General features: G+C 51.0%; 17 protein-coding genes. 10 read left to right on the top strand and 7 right to left on the bottom strand.

The window, feature by feature from the left end; genetic code table 11:
- The first annotated feature begins 128 nt into the window (after positions 1-128).
- From ACZYR9_RS25930 to ACZYR9_RS25945, 4 genes are all read left to right on the top strand, one after another.
- On the top strand, positions 129-521 hold the full coding sequence (locus ACZYR9_RS25930; protein ID WP_488981280.1) for a GNAT family N-acetyltransferase: 393 nt from the start codon (positions 129-131) through the stop codon (positions 519-521).
- A gap of 152 nt (positions 522-673) precedes the next feature.
- The gene (locus tag ACZYR9_RS25935) at positions 674-2,434 is read left to right on the top strand and encodes an ABC transporter ATP-binding protein (RefSeq protein WP_488981281.1); all 1,761 of its coding nucleotides are present in this window, start codon (positions 674-676) and stop codon (positions 2,432-2,434) included.
- Complete coding sequence (locus ACZYR9_RS25940) at positions 2,431-4,188, top strand: ABC transporter ATP-binding protein (protein WP_488981282.1); 1,758 nt, start codon at positions 2,431-2,433, stop codon at positions 4,186-4,188. Before ACZYR9_RS25935 ends, ACZYR9_RS25940 begins: the two co-directional genes overlap by 4 nt.
- A 31-nt stretch (positions 4,189-4,219) precedes the next feature.
- Positions 4,220-4,528, top strand: a complete 309-nt coding sequence (locus ACZYR9_RS25945) for a hypothetical protein (protein ID WP_488981283.1) — start codon at positions 4,220-4,222, stop codon at positions 4,526-4,528.
- Here ACZYR9_RS25945 and ACZYR9_RS25950 read toward each other — a convergent pair.
- Positions 4,475-6,001, bottom strand: a complete 1,527-nt coding sequence (locus ACZYR9_RS25950) for an LTA synthase family protein (protein ID WP_488981284.1) — start codon at positions 5,999-6,001, stop codon at positions 4,475-4,477. The two genes, ACZYR9_RS25945 and ACZYR9_RS25950, sit on opposite strands and share 54 nt — an antisense overlap.
- A gap of 368 nt (positions 6,002-6,369) precedes the next feature.
- Between ACZYR9_RS25950 and ACZYR9_RS25955 the strand changes: the two genes are divergently transcribed.
- From ACZYR9_RS25955 to ndk, 4 genes are all read left to right on the top strand, one after another.
- Complete coding sequence (locus ACZYR9_RS25955; protein WP_488981296.1) at positions 6,370-7,104, top strand: FHA domain-containing protein; 735 nt, start codon at positions 6,370-6,372, stop codon at positions 7,102-7,104.
- Positions 7,105-7,139: 35 nt separating this feature from the next.
- Positions 7,140-8,435: a UDP-N-acetylglucosamine 1-carboxyvinyltransferase gene (gene murA, locus ACZYR9_RS25960; protein ID WP_488981285.1), complete on the top strand. Its 1,296-nt coding sequence runs from the start codon at positions 7,140-7,142 to the stop codon at positions 8,433-8,435.
- Between the two features lie 170 nt (positions 8,436-8,605).
- Positions 8,606-11,296 carry a pyruvate, phosphate dikinase gene (ppdK, locus tag ACZYR9_RS25965; protein ID WP_488981286.1) on the top strand — a complete coding sequence of 897 codons (2,691 nt, stop codon included), beginning with the start codon at positions 8,606-8,608 and terminating at the stop codon, positions 11,294-11,296.
- 77 nt (positions 11,297-11,373) lie between these two features.
- On the top strand, positions 11,374-11,817 hold the full coding sequence (gene ndk, locus ACZYR9_RS25970) for a nucleoside-diphosphate kinase (RefSeq protein WP_488981287.1): 444 nt from the start codon (positions 11,374-11,376) through the stop codon (positions 11,815-11,817).
- A gap of 21 nt (positions 11,818-11,838) precedes the next feature.
- On the opposite strand, the gene ACZYR9_RS25975 is transcribed toward ndk, so the two are convergent.
- From ACZYR9_RS25975 to ACZYR9_RS25990, 4 genes are all read right to left on the bottom strand, one after another.
- Positions 11,839-12,447: a P-loop nucleotide/nucleoside kinase family protein gene (locus ACZYR9_RS25975; protein WP_488981288.1), complete on the bottom strand. Its 609-nt coding sequence runs from the start codon at positions 12,445-12,447 to the stop codon at positions 11,839-11,841.
- Between the two features lie 166 nt (positions 12,448-12,613).
- On the bottom strand, positions 12,614-12,715 hold the full coding sequence (locus ACZYR9_RS25980) for a YjcZ family sporulation protein (protein WP_488981289.1): 102 nt from the start codon (positions 12,713-12,715) through the stop codon (positions 12,614-12,616).
- Between the two features lie 63 nt (positions 12,716-12,778).
- Positions 12,779-12,874, bottom strand: coding sequence for a YjcZ family sporulation protein (locus ACZYR9_RS25985; protein WP_488981290.1), 96 nt, complete (start codon positions 12,872-12,874; stop codon positions 12,779-12,781).
- 191 nt (positions 12,875-13,065) lie between these two features.
- Positions 13,066-14,181 (bottom strand): aminopeptidase, encoded by a 1,116-nt coding sequence (locus ACZYR9_RS25990; RefSeq protein WP_488981291.1) that lies wholly within the window; start codon positions 14,179-14,181, stop codon positions 13,066-13,068.
- A gap of 223 nt (positions 14,182-14,404) precedes the next feature.
- On the opposite strand from ACZYR9_RS25990, the gene ACZYR9_RS25995 reads away from it, so the two are divergent.
- Positions 14,405-15,469 carry an AbrB family transcriptional regulator gene (locus ACZYR9_RS25995; protein WP_488981292.1) on the top strand — a complete coding sequence of 355 codons (1,065 nt, stop codon included), beginning with the start codon at positions 14,405-14,407 and terminating at the stop codon, positions 15,467-15,469.
- A 100-nt stretch (positions 15,470-15,569) separates the two neighbouring features.
- Here the strand turns inward: ACZYR9_RS25995 and ACZYR9_RS26000 are convergent, their stop codons facing one another.
- Positions 15,570-15,881, bottom strand: coding sequence for a hypothetical protein (locus ACZYR9_RS26000; RefSeq protein ID WP_488981293.1), 312 nt, complete (start codon positions 15,879-15,881; stop codon positions 15,570-15,572).
- Between the two features lie 163 nt (positions 15,882-16,044).
- Positions 16,045-16,905, bottom strand: coding sequence for a helix-turn-helix domain-containing protein (locus tag ACZYR9_RS26005; RefSeq protein WP_488981294.1), 861 nt, complete (start codon positions 16,903-16,905; stop codon positions 16,045-16,047).
- A gap of 164 nt (positions 16,906-17,069) precedes the next feature.
- On the opposite strand from ACZYR9_RS26005, the gene ACZYR9_RS26010 reads away from it, so the two are divergent.
- Positions 17,070-18,572, top strand: coding sequence for a tagaturonate epimerase family protein (locus ACZYR9_RS26010; RefSeq protein ID WP_488981295.1), 1,503 nt, complete (start codon positions 17,070-17,072; stop codon positions 18,570-18,572).
- The last annotated feature ends 229 nt before the right edge of the window (positions 18,573-18,801 follow it).

An 18,801-nucleotide genomic window follows, 5' to 3' on the forward strand; every position in this document is an offset into this window, starting at 1 on the left:
AAAGACGCTTTTGTAAATCGCATGCGCATGAATGACGAACATCGGAAAGCCGTATGAGGGAAAACTTCACGTACGGTTTGATGAGGAGGGGCTGAAAAAAAAAAAAAAATTCAGTCCTTTACTCTAGTATGAACGTTTTTGTGGAAGAACAGAAGGTTCCGCGTGACCTTGAAATGGATGAGTTTGACGTCTCGTGGACAGCTTGCCGGCATTTTATGGCGGCGGACGGGGCGAAGCCGATCGGGGCTGCACGCTGGCGAATGTACGACGATCATACAGCGAAGCTTCAGCGGATCGCAGTGCTGTCGCCTTACCGCGGCAGGGGAATCGGCCGGCTGCTCATTCAAGCGATGGAAGAGGATATCCGGTTACAGGGCGTGCCGGCTGTCATCCTGGATGCACAGACCCAAGCTGAGCCGTTTTACCGAAAGCTGGGGTATGAGACGATCTCTCCCGAGCCGTTTCTTGACGCAGGTATATGGCATATACGCATGCGCAAGCAGCTTGCCAGCAAAGGCTAGGCAGCCTGTAAACGGGATATAACTAACCTAATCATGTATCATAAGCTTCCGCTGCATTGGCGCGGCGGCTTTTTATTTTCCCCTTGATACTATAGTGGATTAGGCTCGTCCTATGATAGAATGTCTTTACTTAAAGGGGGCTGCAGAAGATCATGGTTAAGGGGATACGCAAAATTCCGGCTAGAGAATATGCCAGCTTGCTGCAGCAGTATCTTAAACCGCAGCGCAAAAGCATGGCCGTTCTTACGGTGCTGCTGTTAAGCGGTATAGCCATGCAGCTCATTAATCCGCAAATTATTCGTTATTTTATAGATACGGCGCAATCGCAGGATAGCAGCAGGCCGCTGATCTATGCAGCCGTATTATTTATTGTCGTTACCTTGGTACAACAGGGGTTTGCGGTCGGGGCGTCATATATAGGTGCCAACGTAGGCTGGATTGCGACGAACCAGCTGCGTGAGGCTGTAGCCGCACACTGCTTGAAGCTGGATATGTCGTTTCACAAGTCACAAACCTCAGGGGCTATCATTGAGCGCGTAGATGGGGATATCAACAATTTATCTAATTTTTTCTCCAATTTCGTGATCATGCTGGCAAGCAATTTGCTGCTGGTGGCGGGCATGCTGGTGCTGCTGTTTCGAGAAGGCTGGCTCATCGGCACGGGGATGCTTATTTTTGTGATTTTTGCTATTGCCGCCATCCGATATATCCGTAAATTTGCAGTGCCCCACTGGAGCAAGCTTAGGCAGATAAGCGCCTCGTTCTACGGATTTCTAGGCGAGCATTTGGAGGGGACGGAGGACACCCGTGCGAGCGGGGCGACGGGGTATGTCATGCATCGTTTTCACCGTCTGCTTCGCGAGTGGCTGCCGATCCGGATCCGGGCATATCTCGGATGGGCCTCCATGTGGATTACGACGCTGCTGGTGTTTACGATCGGCAATGCGGCAGCCTTGGCGATCAGCTACTATTTGTGGCGTCAAGGCTCCATTACGATTGGAACGGTGTACATGATTTTTTACTATACCGAGCTGATGGCCAAGCCGATTGAACAGATCCGAACGCAAATGGAGGACCTGCAAAAGGCCGATGCGAGCATCGTGCGCATTCGCGAGCTGCTGCAGACCAAATCGCTCATTCAAGACGGCCATGGTACCGCTCTGCCGCAAGGGCCGTTATCCGTTGAATTCGATGGTGTAGGCTTTGGATACGATGCGCAAAACGCTACGTTGGAGGATATAAGCTTCCGCTTGGAACAAGGGAAGGTGCTGGGGCTGTTAGGCCGGACAGGGAGCGGCAAAACAACGCTGGCCCGGCTGCTGCTGCGCTTTTACGATCCGGGTGAAGGGAAAATTAAGCTTGGCGGGACTGAAATCCGGGAGACCAAGCTGCATGAGCTGCGAAGCCGTGTCGGGATGGTTACGCAAAATATCGAGATTTTTCAAGGGACTGTAAGAGACAATTTAACCTTCTATGATGAATCGATAAGTGATGTGAAGGTTGAACAGGTATTGAAGGAGCTCGGGTTGGAATCCTGGCTTCGCTCACTGACGTACGGATTGGATACCTTGCTGGAATCCGGAGGCGGAGGCTTGTCCGCGGGAGAAGCTCAATTGCTGTCGTTCGCCCGCGTGTTTTTACGCGATCCGGGTCTTGTCATCCTTGATGAGGCTTCGTCAAGGCTGGATCCGGCAACGGAACAGCGGATCGAGCACGCCATGAACCGTCTGCTTCGAGACCGAACCTGCATTATCATTGCGCATCGGCTCACGACGATTCAAAGGGCCGATCGGATTCTCATACTCGATAATGGACGCATTGCAGAGCAAGGGGAGCGGGAGAGGCTGGCCGCCGAGCCTCAATCCCGTTACAGCCGCATGCTGCAGTTGGGAATGGAGGAGATGCTGGTATGACGACGTTCTGCTTTTTGTGGAAGCTTACCCGGTACCGTAAAGGCTTATTGATATGGAATGCGCTGGCTTGGTCGCTGATTTATTTAGCGCCGGTCGTGCCGGGTCTGATTACGAAGCAGTTTTTTGATATGCTGACGGGGCACGCGCTATACGGCTTCGGGGTGATGTCTCTGATCGCGTTTCTTCTTATATCCGCTCTGGCCAGGATCGTGTTTATTCTATTCGGCTTCATGACCGATGTTCACTTCCGGTTTCGGCTTGGCGGTCTGCTGCGGCGCAATTTACTGAATCATGTGCTTAAAGAGCCGGGAGCCCGTGCGATTCCCGGATCACCTGGCGAAGCGATCAGTTCGTTTCGCGATGATGTCGATCAAGTGGAGGAAACGGTCAGCTGGTCGGCAGATGCGCTTGGCATGATGTTATTTGCCGCCGTATCCTGCTTTATTCTCATTCGCATCGATGCACAGATGACGTTGTGGGTATTTCTCCCGTTGATTATCGTCGTGACGGTGGCGCAGATGTCTACGGCCTTGCTGCAGAAGTATCGTGCGGCCAGCCGGGAAGCGACCAGCCAAGTTACCGGAGCGATCAGCGAAATGTTCAGTACCGTACAATCCGTTCAGGTAGCGGGGGCGGAAGATCGTGTGATCGGCCGCTTCAAACAGCTTAATGGCAAGCGGCGGGAAGCCATGCTGAAGGATCAGCTGCTTACGACCTCATTGGACTCGATTTTTTCTAACGCCGTTAATATCGGCACCGGGCTGATTCTTTTGTTAGCGGCGGAAAAAATGAGGAGCGGCAGCTTTACTGTCGGTGATTTTGCTTTGTTCGTGTATTACTTGACTTTCGTGACGCAGTTTATCCAGAATTTCGGCAAATTTATGACCTATTTTAAAGTGAGCGAAGTGGCCAAAGACCGGCTGCTGGCACTTTTGCAAGGCGCCGAGCCCAAACGGCTGACTGAATATCATCGCCTGTATCTCCGCGGAGAGCTGCCTGAGCCGGAGGAGCCGGTTCGGACGGAGAAAGATCGTCTCGAAGTGCTGGAGGTTTGCGGTCTGACTTACAGGTATCCGGAAACGGGCCGGGGGATAGAAGGCATAGACCTCCGTCTGCAGTACGGCTCATTTACGGTCATTACCGGACGGGTGGGCTCGGGTAAAACGACGCTGGTCCGGACATTGTTAGGTTTGCTGCCTAAGCAGGAAGGAGATATTCGCTGGAACGGCGTCCCGGTGGCGGACCCGAGTGAATTCTTTGTTCCTCCGCGGAGCGCCTATACGCCGCAAGTTCCACGTTTATACAGCGACACGCTGGAGAATAACATTTTGCTTGGCCTACGCCCGCAAGGAGAGCAACTTCAGCGGGCAATCCGCTCTGCGGTAATGGAAGAGGATTTAGAGCGATTGCCGCAAGGACTCTCTACTGTCATTGGGCCGCGCGGCGTAAAGCTGTCCGGAGGCCAAGCGCAGAGAGCTGCGGCGGCACGTATGTTTGTAAGGGATGCGGAGCTGCTCGTATTCGACGATTTGTCCAGCGCGCTGGACGTAGATACGGAAGCGAAGCTGTGGGAGCGTCTGGAGGAGCAGCGGCAGGGGGCGGCATGCCTGGTTATTTCTCATCGTAAGGCTGCGCTCATGCGTGCGGACCGGATCATCGTGATGAAACAGGGCAGGATAGAGGCCTCCGGCCGTCTGGAAGAATTATTGAAGACCAACGAGGAGTTTCAAAAGCTGTGGCACAGGCAAGAGTAAGGTGCGGCTGCTCAAAGGTAGTTCGGCGTTCTTGCTCGGAAGGCGCAATGAAAGGATCGGCAGCCGGTCCGTTTCACCTTCGTTCAAGCGGATGTCCAATGCCGCCCTCATTTCCCGGGCAAGCGCAGGGATCGACAAGCTTCAACAGCGCCTGGGCGAAGCGTTGCACCGGACAATGTCAGCCGGTGTTAATCTTATTCCTTTAATCTTTAAAGAAGCCGTACAAAACCAAGCTCCCCGTCCGCACTTCGCAGCGGATCGGGGAGCTTGGTGTATCCTCGTGAATTTATTCGCTTTGCTTCTCGCCGACAGGGACAATTACCGTTCTCGACTCGTTTAGGATGTTGTTTTTCGAGTCCATGATCTTGACCTGAATCTCCAGCAGACCCGGTTTTTCCACCAGCTCTTTGGTGAGCCTTATACTGAGCGACGATTCGCTCAACCAACTGGTCTGCAGCTTCTTGCCATTTACAAAAACGGTGCTGCCGATTCCAAATCTTCCGCCCCGGACGGTTAGCCTTGTCTTCTCCCCAAGCTCCACTACATCCGGCGATATTTCTTCAATGATGGGTTCCCCGTATCCGAGCACGAACCCGGTGCGCTGTCCTCCCGCCTGCTTTTCGGCGTCCAGAATGGCATGCTGCCGCGCCTTGTATTCGTCGGCCAGGGCGGAATCAATATTCATCTTTGCATAATGGCTGGGGGGAGGGAGAATCGGCATACGCCGGGAAAGCTCGCCTAAATAATCGGTGTAGCTGCTGCCTGGTCTTTTCGAGAGCTGAAGCACATAGGGGCCAAGGAATGAAGTATTGAAATGCAAAGCCTCCTTCTTCTCCCCGGACATATAATTATTCCAAATCAGAACAGGAACTTGGTACATTTTCTCCAAAAATTCCGGATCGTCCTCACCGCTGATATACCCTGCTTCCGTATAAACCAAGTATTTCTCCAATGACGGCAAATGGTCTCCAAAAAACACGAGAATCGTCGGCTCTCTGACCTGTTTAAAGTGGGTGACCAGCTCCTGAAGCATATTGTCTGCAGCTGTCAGTCCTTGAGCGTAAGTCTCCGCAATGCCGATCGCTTCTTGAGATACTCCGTCTCCTTTGATATCGATCGTATTTTTCTTGAATTTCCCGGGATAGTATTGGTAGTGATTTTCCATCGTATTGGCAAAAATGAAATCGGCACCCGGACTTTCAGCGCTTTCCTCGATAATACGCTTTGCTACCGCATGGTCGCCTATATACGGTCCTACATACTCATTGGGGTTAAAATATTCCAGGCTGATAAATTGTGAAAAACCAAGCTGCTTATAGACCTCGTAGCTGTTAAAAAACCATCCGTAGAATGGACTGATCGCCGTCGTCGTATAGCCCTGCTGCGACAAGATGCTGGCCAGCGAAGCGGTCGGATGCTTAATGAAGGTTTCATAAGGGATGGAATTCTCCGGAAAAAAACGCATGGAATGACCGGTTAACACCTCAAGCTCCACATTCGCCGTACCGCCGCCAAACATGGGAGACAGCATGGTGCCGTGAGTGAACTGCTTCTGCAGCGCATGAAAAAAAGGAATCGGATCACGGCTGAACATTAAATTTGTCAATTTCGTCGCATCCCAGAAGGTTTCATTGAGAACAAGGATGATATTCGGGGGCTTGAGAAGCTCTTCCTTCGTCCAATTCAGGTGCGGAGGCTCCACAATCACAGGCTGTGAAACGGAAGGAGCCGGAGAAAAAAACTCGGATGACGGAATCGATAAAAAGAGCAGCAGTCCCATAAAAGCGGGTAACAGTCGGCTGGACAGGCGCATATAGGTACACTCCCGTATGAATGCGTTTTCTTTAGATGCTGGAAATAGATTTATTATATCACGGGCTTCTAGATACAGATAGTAGCCCTACGGTTGAAATGAGATGATCTCGGTTATGAGCTGGCCGTAATGGAATCCGAACGGATGGAGCTCTGCCCCCTTACGGAGAGAGGGTACCACGAAGCGCCGAAGCCAAACAAAACTCAAAGCTAATCAAGTCCTTGTATGATGACGATAAAAAACATATGCATATACTGAGGATCCGAGTCTTGGATTATTACTGAAAAATAACTGACCCGTCACTGAGCAAACATTTCCATTCGTTTTGGAATGCGTTATGATGGAAAGGAATTCACACTCACTTGTCCATGGGGACAAAGGCCGCAAGGCAGCATTCGGAGGGAACGAAACTGGATACATTCGCCAGTCTTTACGTCATTCGCGGGGAGCCTTTCCGATCCGGAACTTCTCTTAATTTGTCGGCTATCGAGACGGTATTAGGCAGAGCGTCCAATACATATTCGCCGGATTTTGCGTTTACGAACGCCTTTATTTCGCGTAAGCATGTGTTGATCCGGCAAGAAGGCAGCAAAGCTGTACTGTATGATCTGGGAAGCCGTCACGGTACTGAAATTAATGGAGTCAAGGTGGAGCCGCATCAGCCTTATCCGCTGCAGTCTCTGGACATTATCAAGCTGGCTAAAGGCATGACGGTGCTTCATTTTTCATATATATTTGCCGATCAGACATTGGAATTCGAGCCGCTCAGCATATCTCAGATTTGGGATGAGCCCAATGGCCAGCCGATGATCCACTGGGAAAAAAGGGAATGCATTGTGGACGGCAAGAGACTTTTGATGTCCGAGAAAGAATACTTGTTTCTGAAGCTGCTTTATGAGGAAGCCAACCGGCTGGTGCCGATGGAGCAGATCAAACGAAGCGTGTGGCGCGAACGGCTGTCGGGCTCCGACAGTGTACCCGATGTCAGCATGGATGAACTGAATGCGCTTGTGTACCGGATTCGCAAGAAGTATGGTAAAGACACGTTCCTGATTAGTGCTGTACGCGGCAGCGGTTACGTATTGGAATGGGACTCGAAATAGCGTGTTGTACGCATGTGGAAAGTAGGGTTACATGAATGAGATTTATTCAAGTTGAACCTGCAGCACCGCTCCAGGGCTTCATATCGATACCCGGCTCTAAGAACAGCTCGCTTGCGCTGCTTGCCGCCGCCTGTTTGGCGGATGGTGAAGTGACCTTGGAGGGGATTCCCGATATTTACGACGTTAAAGTGATTTCCCGCATCGGGCATGAGATCGGGCTCAGGCTTACGCGCATGCCCGATGGCAGCATGATCATCGATCCCCGTTATATTCACAGCGCGGTTATTGATCCGGGGAAGGCGTCTTCATACCGCGCCTCGTACTATTTCGCCGGTGCGCTGCTGGCCAAATTTGGGAGAGTTACGGTGGGATTTCCCGGAGGGGACGATTTTTCCTCCAGACCGATTGATCAGCATATAAAAGCATTTCAGGCGCTGGGCGCCAAGGTTATTTTTCGTGAGGATCATTATGTGGTGGAAGCAAGCAGGCTTCAGGGCGCCGACATTTACTTCGATACCGTAACGTCCGGGGCCACAATCAACGCAATGCTTGCTGCCGTTCGAGCTCAGGGCAGAACCAATTTGGTTCATGCGGCCGTCGATCCTGAGGTTGTCGATACGGCGGCATTCTTAAACGCGATGGGGGCAAAGATTTATGGCGCCGGAACGGACAGGATACGCATTGAAGGAGTCCCGTACTTAAACGGAGGAATTCATACCGTCATTCCGGACCGGCTTGTGGCGGGCGCTTTTTTGATGGCGGCGGGCATTACCGGAGGATGCGTCACGGTAACCGATGTTATTCCCGAGCATCTGGGTTCCTGTATCTCAAAGCTCATCGAAGCGGGATTGACGATGGAATGCACCGAGTCGGGGATCACGGCGTACGGAACGGGTTCCATTAAGGCGACACGTATCCGGGCTTCCATGTATCCGGGCTTTGCTACGGATCTGCAGCAGCCCATGACTGCACTGCTGACCAAGGCCAAGGGCAAAAGCATCATCACCGATAAAGTCTATCCCCGCAGGTTTAATCATGTGCCGCAGCTGCGAAGATTAGGTGCGGAGATCGAGGTGCGAGGGGAAAGTGCTTTTATCCGAGGCGGACGTCCGCTTGTCGGCAATTGGGTGCATGCGACCGACGTCAGAGCGGGAACGTCCCTGATTCTGGCGGGACTAACCGCTGAAGGCTGTACGCGCATTACCGGAGTAGAGCATCTGGAGCGCGGCTACGATGATGTCATCGGCAGCTTCAGATCGCTCGGTGCCCGGATTTCTCTCAAGGATGCTCAGCAAACAGAGCCGGCGGAACGGACTTGTTCGATGGAATAGGATTATCAAAGGAAGGCATCACGCTTAAAGAAGAGCGTCGATGTCTTCTTTTTTTGATTAATTACGTATTAAATTTTTTAATAGTACATACTATTTACAAAATTAGCGACGTATGTTATGTTATATTTAATTCATTTTCCGATATATTCCACTTTAGGGGGAAATCCATTATGCGAAGTGTAGTTCCGTTCAAAGCGGGTCATGCCGGCATGAAGCAATTACTTGGCGGAAAAGGAGCCAATCTGGCGGAAATGACCAATGTCGGATTGCCGGTGCCGCCCGGGTTTACCATTACTACCGAGGTGTGCCGGGCGTATTATGCCTCCGGAGGACAGCTTCCCAAGGGACTTATGGACGAGGTAGAGCAAGCGATGAAGCAGTTAGAGTCGGCGAAAGGCCAGCGATTCGGCGATCCTCTTAATCCGCTGCTGGTATCGGTCCGTTCCGGTTCGGTCACTTCGATGCCCGGCATGATGGATACGATCCTCAATCTGGGCATGAATGATGAAACCGTCCGAGGGCTTGCCGTTTTAACAGGCAACCCGCGTTTTGCTTATGATTGCTATCGTCGGTTGATTCAAATGTTCGGTAATGTAGTATTTGATCTGGAATCATATCATTTTGAAGGTCAGCTTCATCGTCTGAAGCAGCAAAGCGGCGTCGAGCATGATAGCCAGGTAACCGCTGAAGGCTGGATGCAATTAATTGAGGATTACAAAGCGACTGTGCTGAAAGAAACGGGCCGTCCGTTTCCGCAGAAGGTAGAGGAACAGCTGGAGCTGGCGGTGGAAGCGGTTTTCCGCTCATGGAACAATGCACGTGCAAAGGTATACCGCAAGGTTCATCACATCCCTGATGAGCAGGGGACGGCCGTGAATATTCAATCGATGGTATTTGGCAACATGGGAAGCGATTGCGGGACAGGTGTAGTGTTCACCCGTAATCCATCTACCGGGGCGAAGTCGCTGTATGGCGAATACTTGATGAACGCGCAGGGGGAGGATGTTGTCGCCGGTGTCCGGACTCCGGTGCCGATTGCGGAGCTGAAGCAAGATATGCCTGAAGTGTTTAACCAACTGATGAGCACCGCCGAAGCGTTGGAGCTGCACTACAAAGATATGCAGGACATTGAATTTACGGTCGAGCGTGGAAAGCTGTACTTGCTGCAAACGCGGGATGGTAAACGGACTGCGCAGGCCGCTGTGAAGATTGCGGTGGATCTGGTGCGGGAAGGGGTTTTGGAGCGGGGGGAAGCGATTGAGCGGATTGAGCCGTTTCATCTGGATCAGCTGCTGCATCGGGCGATTGATACCGATAAACCGCTGGATGTGCTTGCGGCCGGATTGCCGGCTTCACCGGGTGCAGCGACGGGGGCTGCAGTTTTTGATGCCGATACGGCGGAGTCTTGGGCACGCGCAGGCCGCAAAGTGATCCTGATCCGGTCGGAAACGACGCCGGAAGATATTCATGGCGTTTTGGCTGCAGAAGGCGTACTGACAAGCCGAGGCGGGATGACGAGCCATGCAGCCGTTGTAGCGCGGGGAATGGGCAAGCCCTGCGTGTGCGGCTGCGAGGCAATTCGTATTGAGGGTCGCGAGTTTACCGTGGAGGCGGGCGGTGTACTAAGGTCCGTCCGGGAAGGTGAGGATATCTCGATAGACGGTGCGACGGGACGCGTCATTCTGGGGGGCGTAAGCCTGAGGGAGCCGGTGATCACTGCGGAGCTGCAGCAGCTGCTTGGCTGGGCGGATTCCATCCGGAGGCTTCAAATCTATACCAATGCGGATACGCCTGAAGATGCGGCTAAAGCACGAAGCTTCGGCGCTGAAGGTATTGGCTTGTGCCGGACGGAGCATATGTTTATGTCCGCCGAGCGTGTTCCCGTCGTACAGGCGATGATTCTGGCCGAGACGGAAGAGGAACGAAACGTAGCGCTAGCGCAGCTGCTTCCTATGCAGCAGAAGGATTTCACAGGCATCTTTAAAGCGATGAATGGTCTACCCGTGACCATCCGGCTGCTGGATCCGCCGCTTCATGAGTTTTTGCCGAACCTGGAGCAGCTGATTGTGCAGCAGGAGCGATTGCGCTTCCGGCCGGATGCGGATCCGGTGGAGCTTGCACAGCTCGATAAGCTTCTGCGCAAAGTAAGGGCGCTGCATGAGATGAATCCGATGCTGGGAACCCGGGGCTGCCGCCTTGGGCTGGTACTGCCCGAGATTTACGAGATGCAGGTAGAGGCTGTTTTCCGCGCTGTGCTCAACTGCCTGAATGAACGGGTTGAAGTAAAACCGGACATCATGATTCCGCTTGTAGGCCATGCCAATGAGCTGAAACGGATGCGTGAGCTGGTCGAACGCAAAGCCGGGGAAGTGCTGGGAGAAGCCGGCCGAACCTTCCGATACCGAATCGGCACGATGATCGAGGTGCCTCGAGCTGCCGTGACGGCGGCACAAATTGCGGCTCATGCGGATTTCTTTTCGTTTGGTACAAACGATTTGACGCAGATGACGTTCGGTTACAGCCGCGATGATGCCGAAGGCAAGTTTTTAACCCACTATGTGGAATCGAAGCTTCTGCCGGACAATCCGTTCCAGGTTCTGGACCGGGAGGGTGTAGGACGTCTGATTGAGTGGGCGGTGGAACAAGGCAAATCCGTAAAGCCGCAGCTCAAAACAAGTATTTGCGGTGAACATGGCGGCGACAAGCAATCGATCTTCTTCTGTCACGAGGCAGGTCTTGACTATGTCAGCTGCTCCCCTTACCGGGTACCGCTAGCCCGTATCGCTGCAGCTCAGGCGCAGCTGGCTATGGGTAAAGTCCAAAAAGCCGCGTCGGGTCTTGTTCCGGAGCGAAGCGCCTAATCGGTAAGTATTGGAAACCAACGTGATAGATGATATACTAAATTTATGACAACAAATAGAGATGGAGTGTATCCAGCATGGAAAAAACGTTCTTAATGATCAAGCCTGACGGTGTTCAACGCCAATTAATCGGAAAGATCACACAGCGCTTTGAGGAAAAAGGATTTCAGCTCATCGGAGCGAAGCTGATCCAGATTACAAAGGAGCAGGCGGAGTACCACTACGCAGAGCACAAGGAAAGACCGTTCTTCGGTGAACTCGTACAATTTATTACGTCCGGTCCGGTATTCGCGATGGTCTGGCAGGGGGATAATGTCATTCAGTTATCCCGTACGATGATGGGCAAGACGAATCCGTTGGATGCGGCTCCGGGAACAATCCGCGGCGACTTCGCGGTACATACGGGCAATAATATCATTCATGGTTCCGACTCTCCGGAGAGTGCAGAGCGGGAAATCGCTCATTTTTTCAAACCGGAAGAACTGATTTCCTATGAACGTTCGATTTCAAGCTGGATCTAAACGATCGGCCCTGACCCGCAATTATTGCGGGCAGGGCCGGTTTTCTTTTCCATAGACAAACCGCTCGAGAAGTGTTAGTTTCTCCTCCGGTCGTGGTTCCGAGTTGTCCAAATAAAGAATCGACGAAGCAGGAAGCTTCCATTGGATTTGTCGGTAATGCAAGGATCGTCTGAACTCGTTCCAGTGATCCAGCTTCCACACATCCATGGACAAGCCTCTTTTTTTGATGCGAGTGCGGTAAAGTTCTTCATCTGAGAGATACACGAATATGGCCTTGACGTCTACATCCCGAAGCGTTGCTCCGATTCGGGATAATTCCTTTTCGATCCATGACGAATCCTCGGACTCTTTGGTAAAGGGCCCGACGACAAGCGAGTCCGTTCCAAGCTCTACGTTTTCAAGCGCGGCATCCATCGTGACTCGGTAGCCCAAATCCCGGCAGCGCGATTTATATTCGGCTGAATCGCGGTCGTTGGGATCGAGACCGGAAAGCGTCATGATGGCTTCTGCAGACGGCCTCAATAGGGTGTCCATATCAAAAAAAGCCGTCCCGTGTTTTGTAGCGAATGCTTTTGCCAGCGTAGTTTTCCCGGCAGCGGCAGGGCCAATAAAAAAAATGAGTTTCCTCATCCTTAACCTCTCTTCTCCAATCGTTAACCAACGGTGTCCCATATGTATCATACGATGAAAGCATGCGTTGAATCTGGCGGAGTTCCCTTTTTTTGACGATGTCATTGGATAAAGCAAGGAAAAGGGAGTCCGGACAAGTCCCTTTCCCAATGAGTTCAAGGTGCCCTTAGATCCACCAGGCACGGAGTACGATGACCAGAAGAATAAAGAGAACCAGAATAACGCCTGTCGTCGTGTAAGGGCCGCCATATCCAGCAACGCAGCTCACAGTATCCACCTCCCGAATGAAGGGATCAAACACTAATGTCAAAGCGCCGATGGTTAGGGGACACTAAATGAACCAGGCTGTAGAAATAATGACAAGAAGAATGAAAAGTACGAGAATAATGCCGATAGAAGTGAAACCATATCCAGCAACGCAGCTCATGGATGACATCCTCCTTCCGCTTGATCTTCTGTATCTTATGCAGGTTAGCGGTACAGGGATTGGACATTCCGGAAATGTGCAGCTTCCTTTAACGACTTAACAGATGAGAGGGGCGGACGGGACTGTAATAACAAGCCATAGTCCGCCGGATATCATAAAGAGAACGGTGTACACACTGCAAATTGAACCGGTTATTTCAGGTTTTCGGGATTTAAAGGGATCAGCTCCGGGATAACAAAAAGTCCGTCTTTTCGAATTAACCGGTCATCAAAATAAATTTCTCCTCCGCCGTATTCCGGCCTTTGGATCAGAACGAGATCCCAGTGAATGGAAGATCTGTTGCCATTATCGGCTTCATCATAAGCTTGGCCCGGAGTGAAATGAATGCTCCCCGCAATTTTTTCATCAAATAGAATATCTTTCATCGGGTTTAATATGAAGGGATTGACGCCGATGGCGAATTCTCCGACAAACCTTGCTCCTTCATCCGTATCGAAAATTTGATTGATCCGGCTAGTATCATTTGCTGTCGCCTCAATGATTTTACCGTTCTCAAACCGCAGCTTCACATTTTCAAATACAAAGCCGTTATAGGGGCTAGGGGTATTATAAGAGATGACGCCGTTAACGGAATCCCTGACTGGAGCGGTAAAGACCTCGCCGTCTGGGATGTTCATCTCTCCTGCACACTTGATGGCAGGAATGCTTTTGATCGAGAAGGTCAGGTCCGTCCCGTCGGCTGTTAACCGGACTTTATCCGTCTTGTTCATTAAATCCGCCAAAGCATCCATTGCTTTGCTCATTTTGGAGTAGTCCATCGTACATACGTCAAAGTAAAGCTTTTCGAATGCCTCGGTGCTCATGGAGGCGAGCTGGGACATGGATGGCGTAGGGTAGCGCAGCACGACCCATTTCGTGTTTTTCACACGGATCGTGGAGTGGACTTTATGGTTGTACAGCTTGTTGTAAAGCTTCATCTTCTCATCGGGAACATCCGATAGCTCATAAATGTTGTTTCCGCCGCGCACGCCGATATAGGCCTGCATTTGGGTCATTTGATGAGCGTCAGTCTCCGCCCATGTTCGGATTTGTTCTTCCGTTGCATTCATCAGCAGTTCTCTGGTCACTTGATGATCGCGCAGGTTAACAAAAGGGCGGCCCCCGGCTTGATGTATTTTTTGTACGATAGATTTAACCAGCGTATTCTCGATGCCGAAGGCTTCAACGAGCACATTCTCTCCGGGCTGGATCCTAGTGGAATAATTTACCAAAACATCTGCCAATCGTTCTATTCTTGGATCTAACATGATCTGATTCACCCTTCATCGTGTTTTTGAGACTTCCTTATATTATATTCTATTTTTTCAATAATTCTAATTTTTATCTCATCCGGCTATCAGCTGCAGCAGCTGGGCTTGACCGTATTGTTGAAATCCGTCGTTGACAAAACCCATTACAAGTTTATCCTTATATAAAGGATATTTAAACGGGCTTTCATCGTGTTTTAATAAGTGAAAGAAGGTTATCATCGTGTTTAAACTGACGGAAACGCTAGCGGTTACCTTTGTCGGAGGATTACTGTTTACGCTGCTCGGCGTTCCTCTCAGCTGGATGCTGGGTCCGCTGACGGCCGCCATGCTGTGGCAAGGACTATTGAAGAGGGAGTTGAAATGGCCGGTCGGATTTCGCAATGGAGGACTTTTGCTGCTTGGATACAGCATGGGATTATCGTTTACCTTGGAAAGCGCACGGCAAATCGTCGGGCAGCTGCCTACCATGCTGCTGGCCACCTTAATGACTGTCGGTTTCAGCCTGGCCTTTGCTTGGTTGACCGCCAGGCAAACGGGCATTACCCTCCAAAGCAGTATCATCGGAAGCATTCCCGGCGGTTTGTCTCAGATGGTTGTGCTCAGCGAGGAAATTAAAGGTGCAGACCAAACGGTGGTTTCCTTTATGCAAACCATCCGTTTATTGACAGTGATCTTCGTCGTTCCGTTCCTTGCCGTACATGGTTTGGCCGACTCTGCTGCTCCAGGCGCAGCAGTGTTTGCGCAGGCGGCAGCGTTCGCGGCGGAAGATTATCCGGTCTGGGCAATTCTGATGGCTGGGGCTACCGTTATCGCAGCGGCGCTGGCTGCTGTGCGATTGAGGCTGCCGACCCCGTGGTTTCTCGGACCGATTATAGCCGCAGCGGCATTGACCGTAGCGGGTACAGCGCCGCCGCATCTGCCGACCCCGCTGGTTCTTGCTGCGCAATGGAGTCTGGGCATCTACCTCGGCCTCGGAATCCGCTTCAGCGCACTGGGCGGTTGGCGCCGTCTGCTGCCTTATTCACTCGCGGGAGGGATCGCTATTGTCCTGCTGTCTTTAGCGATTTCCTACGGGTATAGTCTTGTGCTGCCGATCAGCTTCGTTACCGCCTTTCTCAGCACCTCCCCGGGCGGGATGACCGAAATGGGCGTAACGGCGGCGGCAGTAAGAGGTGATGTTTCCATGGTTGTCGCTTACCAGATGTTTCGTATTTTATTCATACTTTTTATTGTTCCGTATTTGCTTCGTTGGGGCTTCAGCCGTCATCTAAAACAGCATGGTTAAGGCTGTGGGCCGAACCAAAAGACTTAAAGTCAGCTATCAAACCATAAAAAGACCCGGGCTCCTATCCGGATAGGGCTCGGGTCTAATTTCTTATAAAGACTTACACGGTCAACAGCAGCAGTAGGATTGAGGTTAATCCGAAGCATACATTAATCAACCAGTCGTCTACCATACCGATGGCGAGGATAAGCGTCGACCCTACGAAAATCGCGATAGAATGTTTCCAGTCATCTTGTACGAATATGAAATAGGTGGAGAGAATCCCGACGAATATTGCCAACCCTGCAGTTAACGGAATCGGCTCTCTATGAATTTTTCTTTCGCTGTTTTCTTTAGGCTTGTCCACAAAATCAATGCGGAAAGCCAATGTTCGAAGCGGAGGAATAAGCAGGAAAACCAAGAGAAAGGACATGAGAAATGAGGCAGCATACAGTATAACAGTCGCCCCCGAAATCCGTTAAAATTCTAGTCTCAATCCTCACCAATTATATCTTATCAAAAGATAGTGCTACAAATTTAGTCACTGTTTCATCAGGAACTCGTCAGCCTTATGGGGTTGGTATAACCGCAGCTTCTCAACGATTCATTTTCCTGTAGTCCGTCGGGGTCATACGGGACAGCTTTTTGAACGTCCTCCCAAAATGGGCAATATTCTCGAAGCCGGTCCGTTCCGCGATCTCTATCATTCTCAAATCTGTCTCGTTCAGCAGCTTCTGCGCCTCGCGAATTCGGGTCGTATTGATATATTCTACAAAGGTAAACCCGGTCACTTCTTTAAAGGTGCGGCTCAAATAATACGGACTCATATAAAACTGCTCCGATATTCCCCGCAGCGTCAGCGGGTCGTGAAAGCGGCTGTTGATAAACCGTACGATCTCCGAAATTTTTTTGTGCAGGGGACTTGCGTGCTCCACCGTAACCGTCTCCAGCTTCTCCGCACAGCGCCCGGCAAACAGCAGCAGCTCCGTCAGCAGCAGCTTCGCGTAACATTCATAACCGGTGTCCCTTTCCTTCAGCTCCCTCGTCAGCTTGCCAAGAAGCGTCTGCATAAAAACTTGTTCCTGCAGCTTCAGGCTGAATACGTGCGAAGGATGCTTAAAAGCGGCAAACAGTCCGGGGGAATGCAACGGATGATCCTTACCTACGAACCGGTCGCTAAAATTGATGACCACCCGTTCGTGACCAGGCATTCCAACGTCGGAGGTTTTGTGCACCTCATGCTTATCGATAAACACCATATCGCCGGGAGAAATCAAAAACGTACGGTCTTTGATAAAATAGGCCCGCTGCCCGGACAGCAAATAATAAATCTCATAGGTTCCGTGAAAATGATTCGTCCGTCCGAACGGTTCCGTACGCCGAATGTGCTGGATATAAAAGTCCCCTTCTTCATCTCCGTAATTCAAAGCTACCGTTTCGCTCATAGCGTTATGCACACTCCGATCCTCCGACTTATGGTGATATATATTGTAGCAAAAGACTTGGTTGCAATATAGCAAAAAATGCATATATATCAATTAATTAGGCAAGAAATGTTGAGATTATATGCTATTTTTGCGTTATGATCTAGAAAAGAGAGAGAAATAAGGAGGAGTTCGACGTGGGTAAATATGTATATATCGCCGAAGCACTGGCGTCAGGAAATACTGTTCCGACGAGCAGTGGAGAGATCAAAGTGTATACGCAATCATTGGAAGTCTTAGGTTCTACCAAACTAGTGATGGTAAAAGACCAGGCGGATCATACCAAATATTTGCTGGCTGTGGGCGAAGGGCCGCTTTATGACGAGCTACAGGGGACCGTGGAGGACGGAGCCAAGCGGTGTCCGCTCTCTCATGATAATCGTTTGGTCTTGAACCGTCATTTTGACTATACGAAACCGCGTGCATTTGGCACACAAAGCTCTACTCTCGGTCTGGGCGACCGGCTGGGTATCGCTTCTCCGGGTCACATCAAGGCTGTCAAAGGAAAGGATGTGCGTCCGATTCTGGCGCAGCAAAGCATCCGTGAGGTAACCCTGATGGGTCGCGATTATAAGCAGGTGCTGGACGCCGCTAGCTATGCCGTGTTTCAGGAAGGATATAAGGACGGATTTGGCGCGGACGGCGACCATTTGAAGAAAGAAGAGGATATACAGATGTCGTTGGACCTCGGGTTCTCGATGCTGACCCTTGACTGCTCCGAGAAGATCGATAACTCGATCGAGGGCCTATCCGCTGTCGAGCAGGAAGCCAAGTATGCCGAGCTCCCGCCGGGGGTCCGTAGTCATTACGAATCGCTTTATCTTAACCAAACGTTCAGTACCGCAGGGACCTTCATTATCTTCGACCGCGATACGCTGATCAAGAATGTGCTGATCTATGGAGCGGCCATTGATTTTATGGAGCATGTGTATAACACTTATATCAAAAATGCTGCCGGCGAGGTTGACTTCGAGATTTCAATCGATGAAACGGCTACTGCGACGGCACCGGAATCTCATTTTTTCGTTGCCAAGGAGCTTTACGGCAGAGGATTGTCGATTTACAGCATGGCTCCCCGTTTTTGCGGCGAATTCCAAAAAGGCATCGACTATATCGGCGATATCGGACAGTTCGAAGATGAATTGGTTATCCATGCCGGCATCGCGGACGAGTTCGGCTACAAGCTGAGCATCCACTCCGGCAGCGACAAATTCAGCGTGTTCCCGATCATCGGAAAATACACCAACGGCCGCTTTCATGTCAAAACGGCGGGCACCAACTGGCTTGAAGCGGTACGTACCGTGGCCAAAGTGAAGCCTACCCTATATCGCCGCATGCATCAATACGCGCTGGAGCATTTTGAGGAGGCGGCGGCTTACTACCACGTGACAACGGATATCGGCAAAATCGTTCCGCTCGATCAAGTGGCTGACGACGACCTGGCCGATACGTATATGAATGAGGACAATGCCCGCCAATTAATCCATATTACGTACGGTCTTCTGCTGCAGGCGAAGGATGAGCAGGGCGGTACCTTGTTTAAAGATGAATTTTACCGCACGCTTAGCGAACAAGAGGAAGCTTACGAGCAATCGCTCATCTCCCATATAGGGAAGCATATTGAACTGCTGGGAAAGTAGGAGAAGCGGCGAATACGACTGCATGAGCGTTGGTGCGGAGATGTTTCGCTTTTACTACAAGATATTGGTATGCAGGGACAAGGAACCGGATAATCCGGTTCCTCAGACTGTTGAGAAAGTCTCAACAGTCTTTCTATTTACAATAATAATTTATCACGACACCGCGGTAATGTGGTATAATATAGGCAATGATATGATTAAGCAGAAAGCGCGGTGTTTCTCATGTTGT

This window comes from Paenibacillus sp. F024 (assembly GCF_057814255.1).

Excerpts from the sequence above, each read along its gene's own strand:
- ACZYR9_RS25975 (WP_488981288.1), bottom strand. The coding sequence starts at position 12,447 with ATGAGGAAACTCATTTTTTTTATTGGCCCTGCCGCTGCCGGGAAAACT.
- ACZYR9_RS25950 (WP_488981284.1), bottom strand. The coding sequence starts at position 6,001 with ATGCGCCTGTCCAGCCGACTGTTACCCGCTTTTATGGGACTGCTGCTC.
- ndk (WP_488981287.1), top strand. The coding sequence starts at position 11,374 with ATGGAAAAAACGTTCTTAATGATCAAGCCTGACGGTGTTCAACGCCAA.
- ACZYR9_RS25985 (WP_488981290.1), bottom strand. The coding sequence starts at position 12,874 with ATGAGCTGCGTTGCTGGATATGGTTTCACTTCTATCGGCATTATTCTC.
- murA (WP_488981285.1), top strand. The coding sequence starts at position 7,140 with ATGAGATTTATTCAAGTTGAACCTGCAGCACCGCTCCAGGGCTTCATA.
- ACZYR9_RS26000 (WP_488981293.1), bottom strand. The coding sequence starts at position 15,881 with ATGTCCTTTCTCTTGGTTTTCCTGCTTATTCCTCCGCTTCGAACATTG.
- ACZYR9_RS25990 (WP_488981291.1), bottom strand. The coding sequence starts at position 14,181 with ATGTTAGATCCAAGAATAGAACGATTGGCAGATGTTTTGGTAAATTAT.
- ACZYR9_RS25955 (WP_488981296.1), top strand. The coding sequence starts at position 6,370 with ATGGGGACAAAGGCCGCAAGGCAGCATTCGGAGGGAACGAAACTGGAT.
- ppdK (WP_488981286.1), top strand. The coding sequence starts at position 8,606 with ATGCGAAGTGTAGTTCCGTTCAAAGCGGGTCATGCCGGCATGAAGCAA.
- ACZYR9_RS25930 (WP_488981280.1), top strand. The coding sequence starts at position 129 with ATGAACGTTTTTGTGGAAGAACAGAAGGTTCCGCGTGACCTTGAAATG.
- ACZYR9_RS25940 (WP_488981282.1), top strand. The coding sequence starts at position 2,431 with ATGACGACGTTCTGCTTTTTGTGGAAGCTTACCCGGTACCGTAAAGGC.
- ACZYR9_RS25935 (WP_488981281.1), top strand. The coding sequence starts at position 674 with ATGGTTAAGGGGATACGCAAAATTCCGGCTAGAGAATATGCCAGCTTG.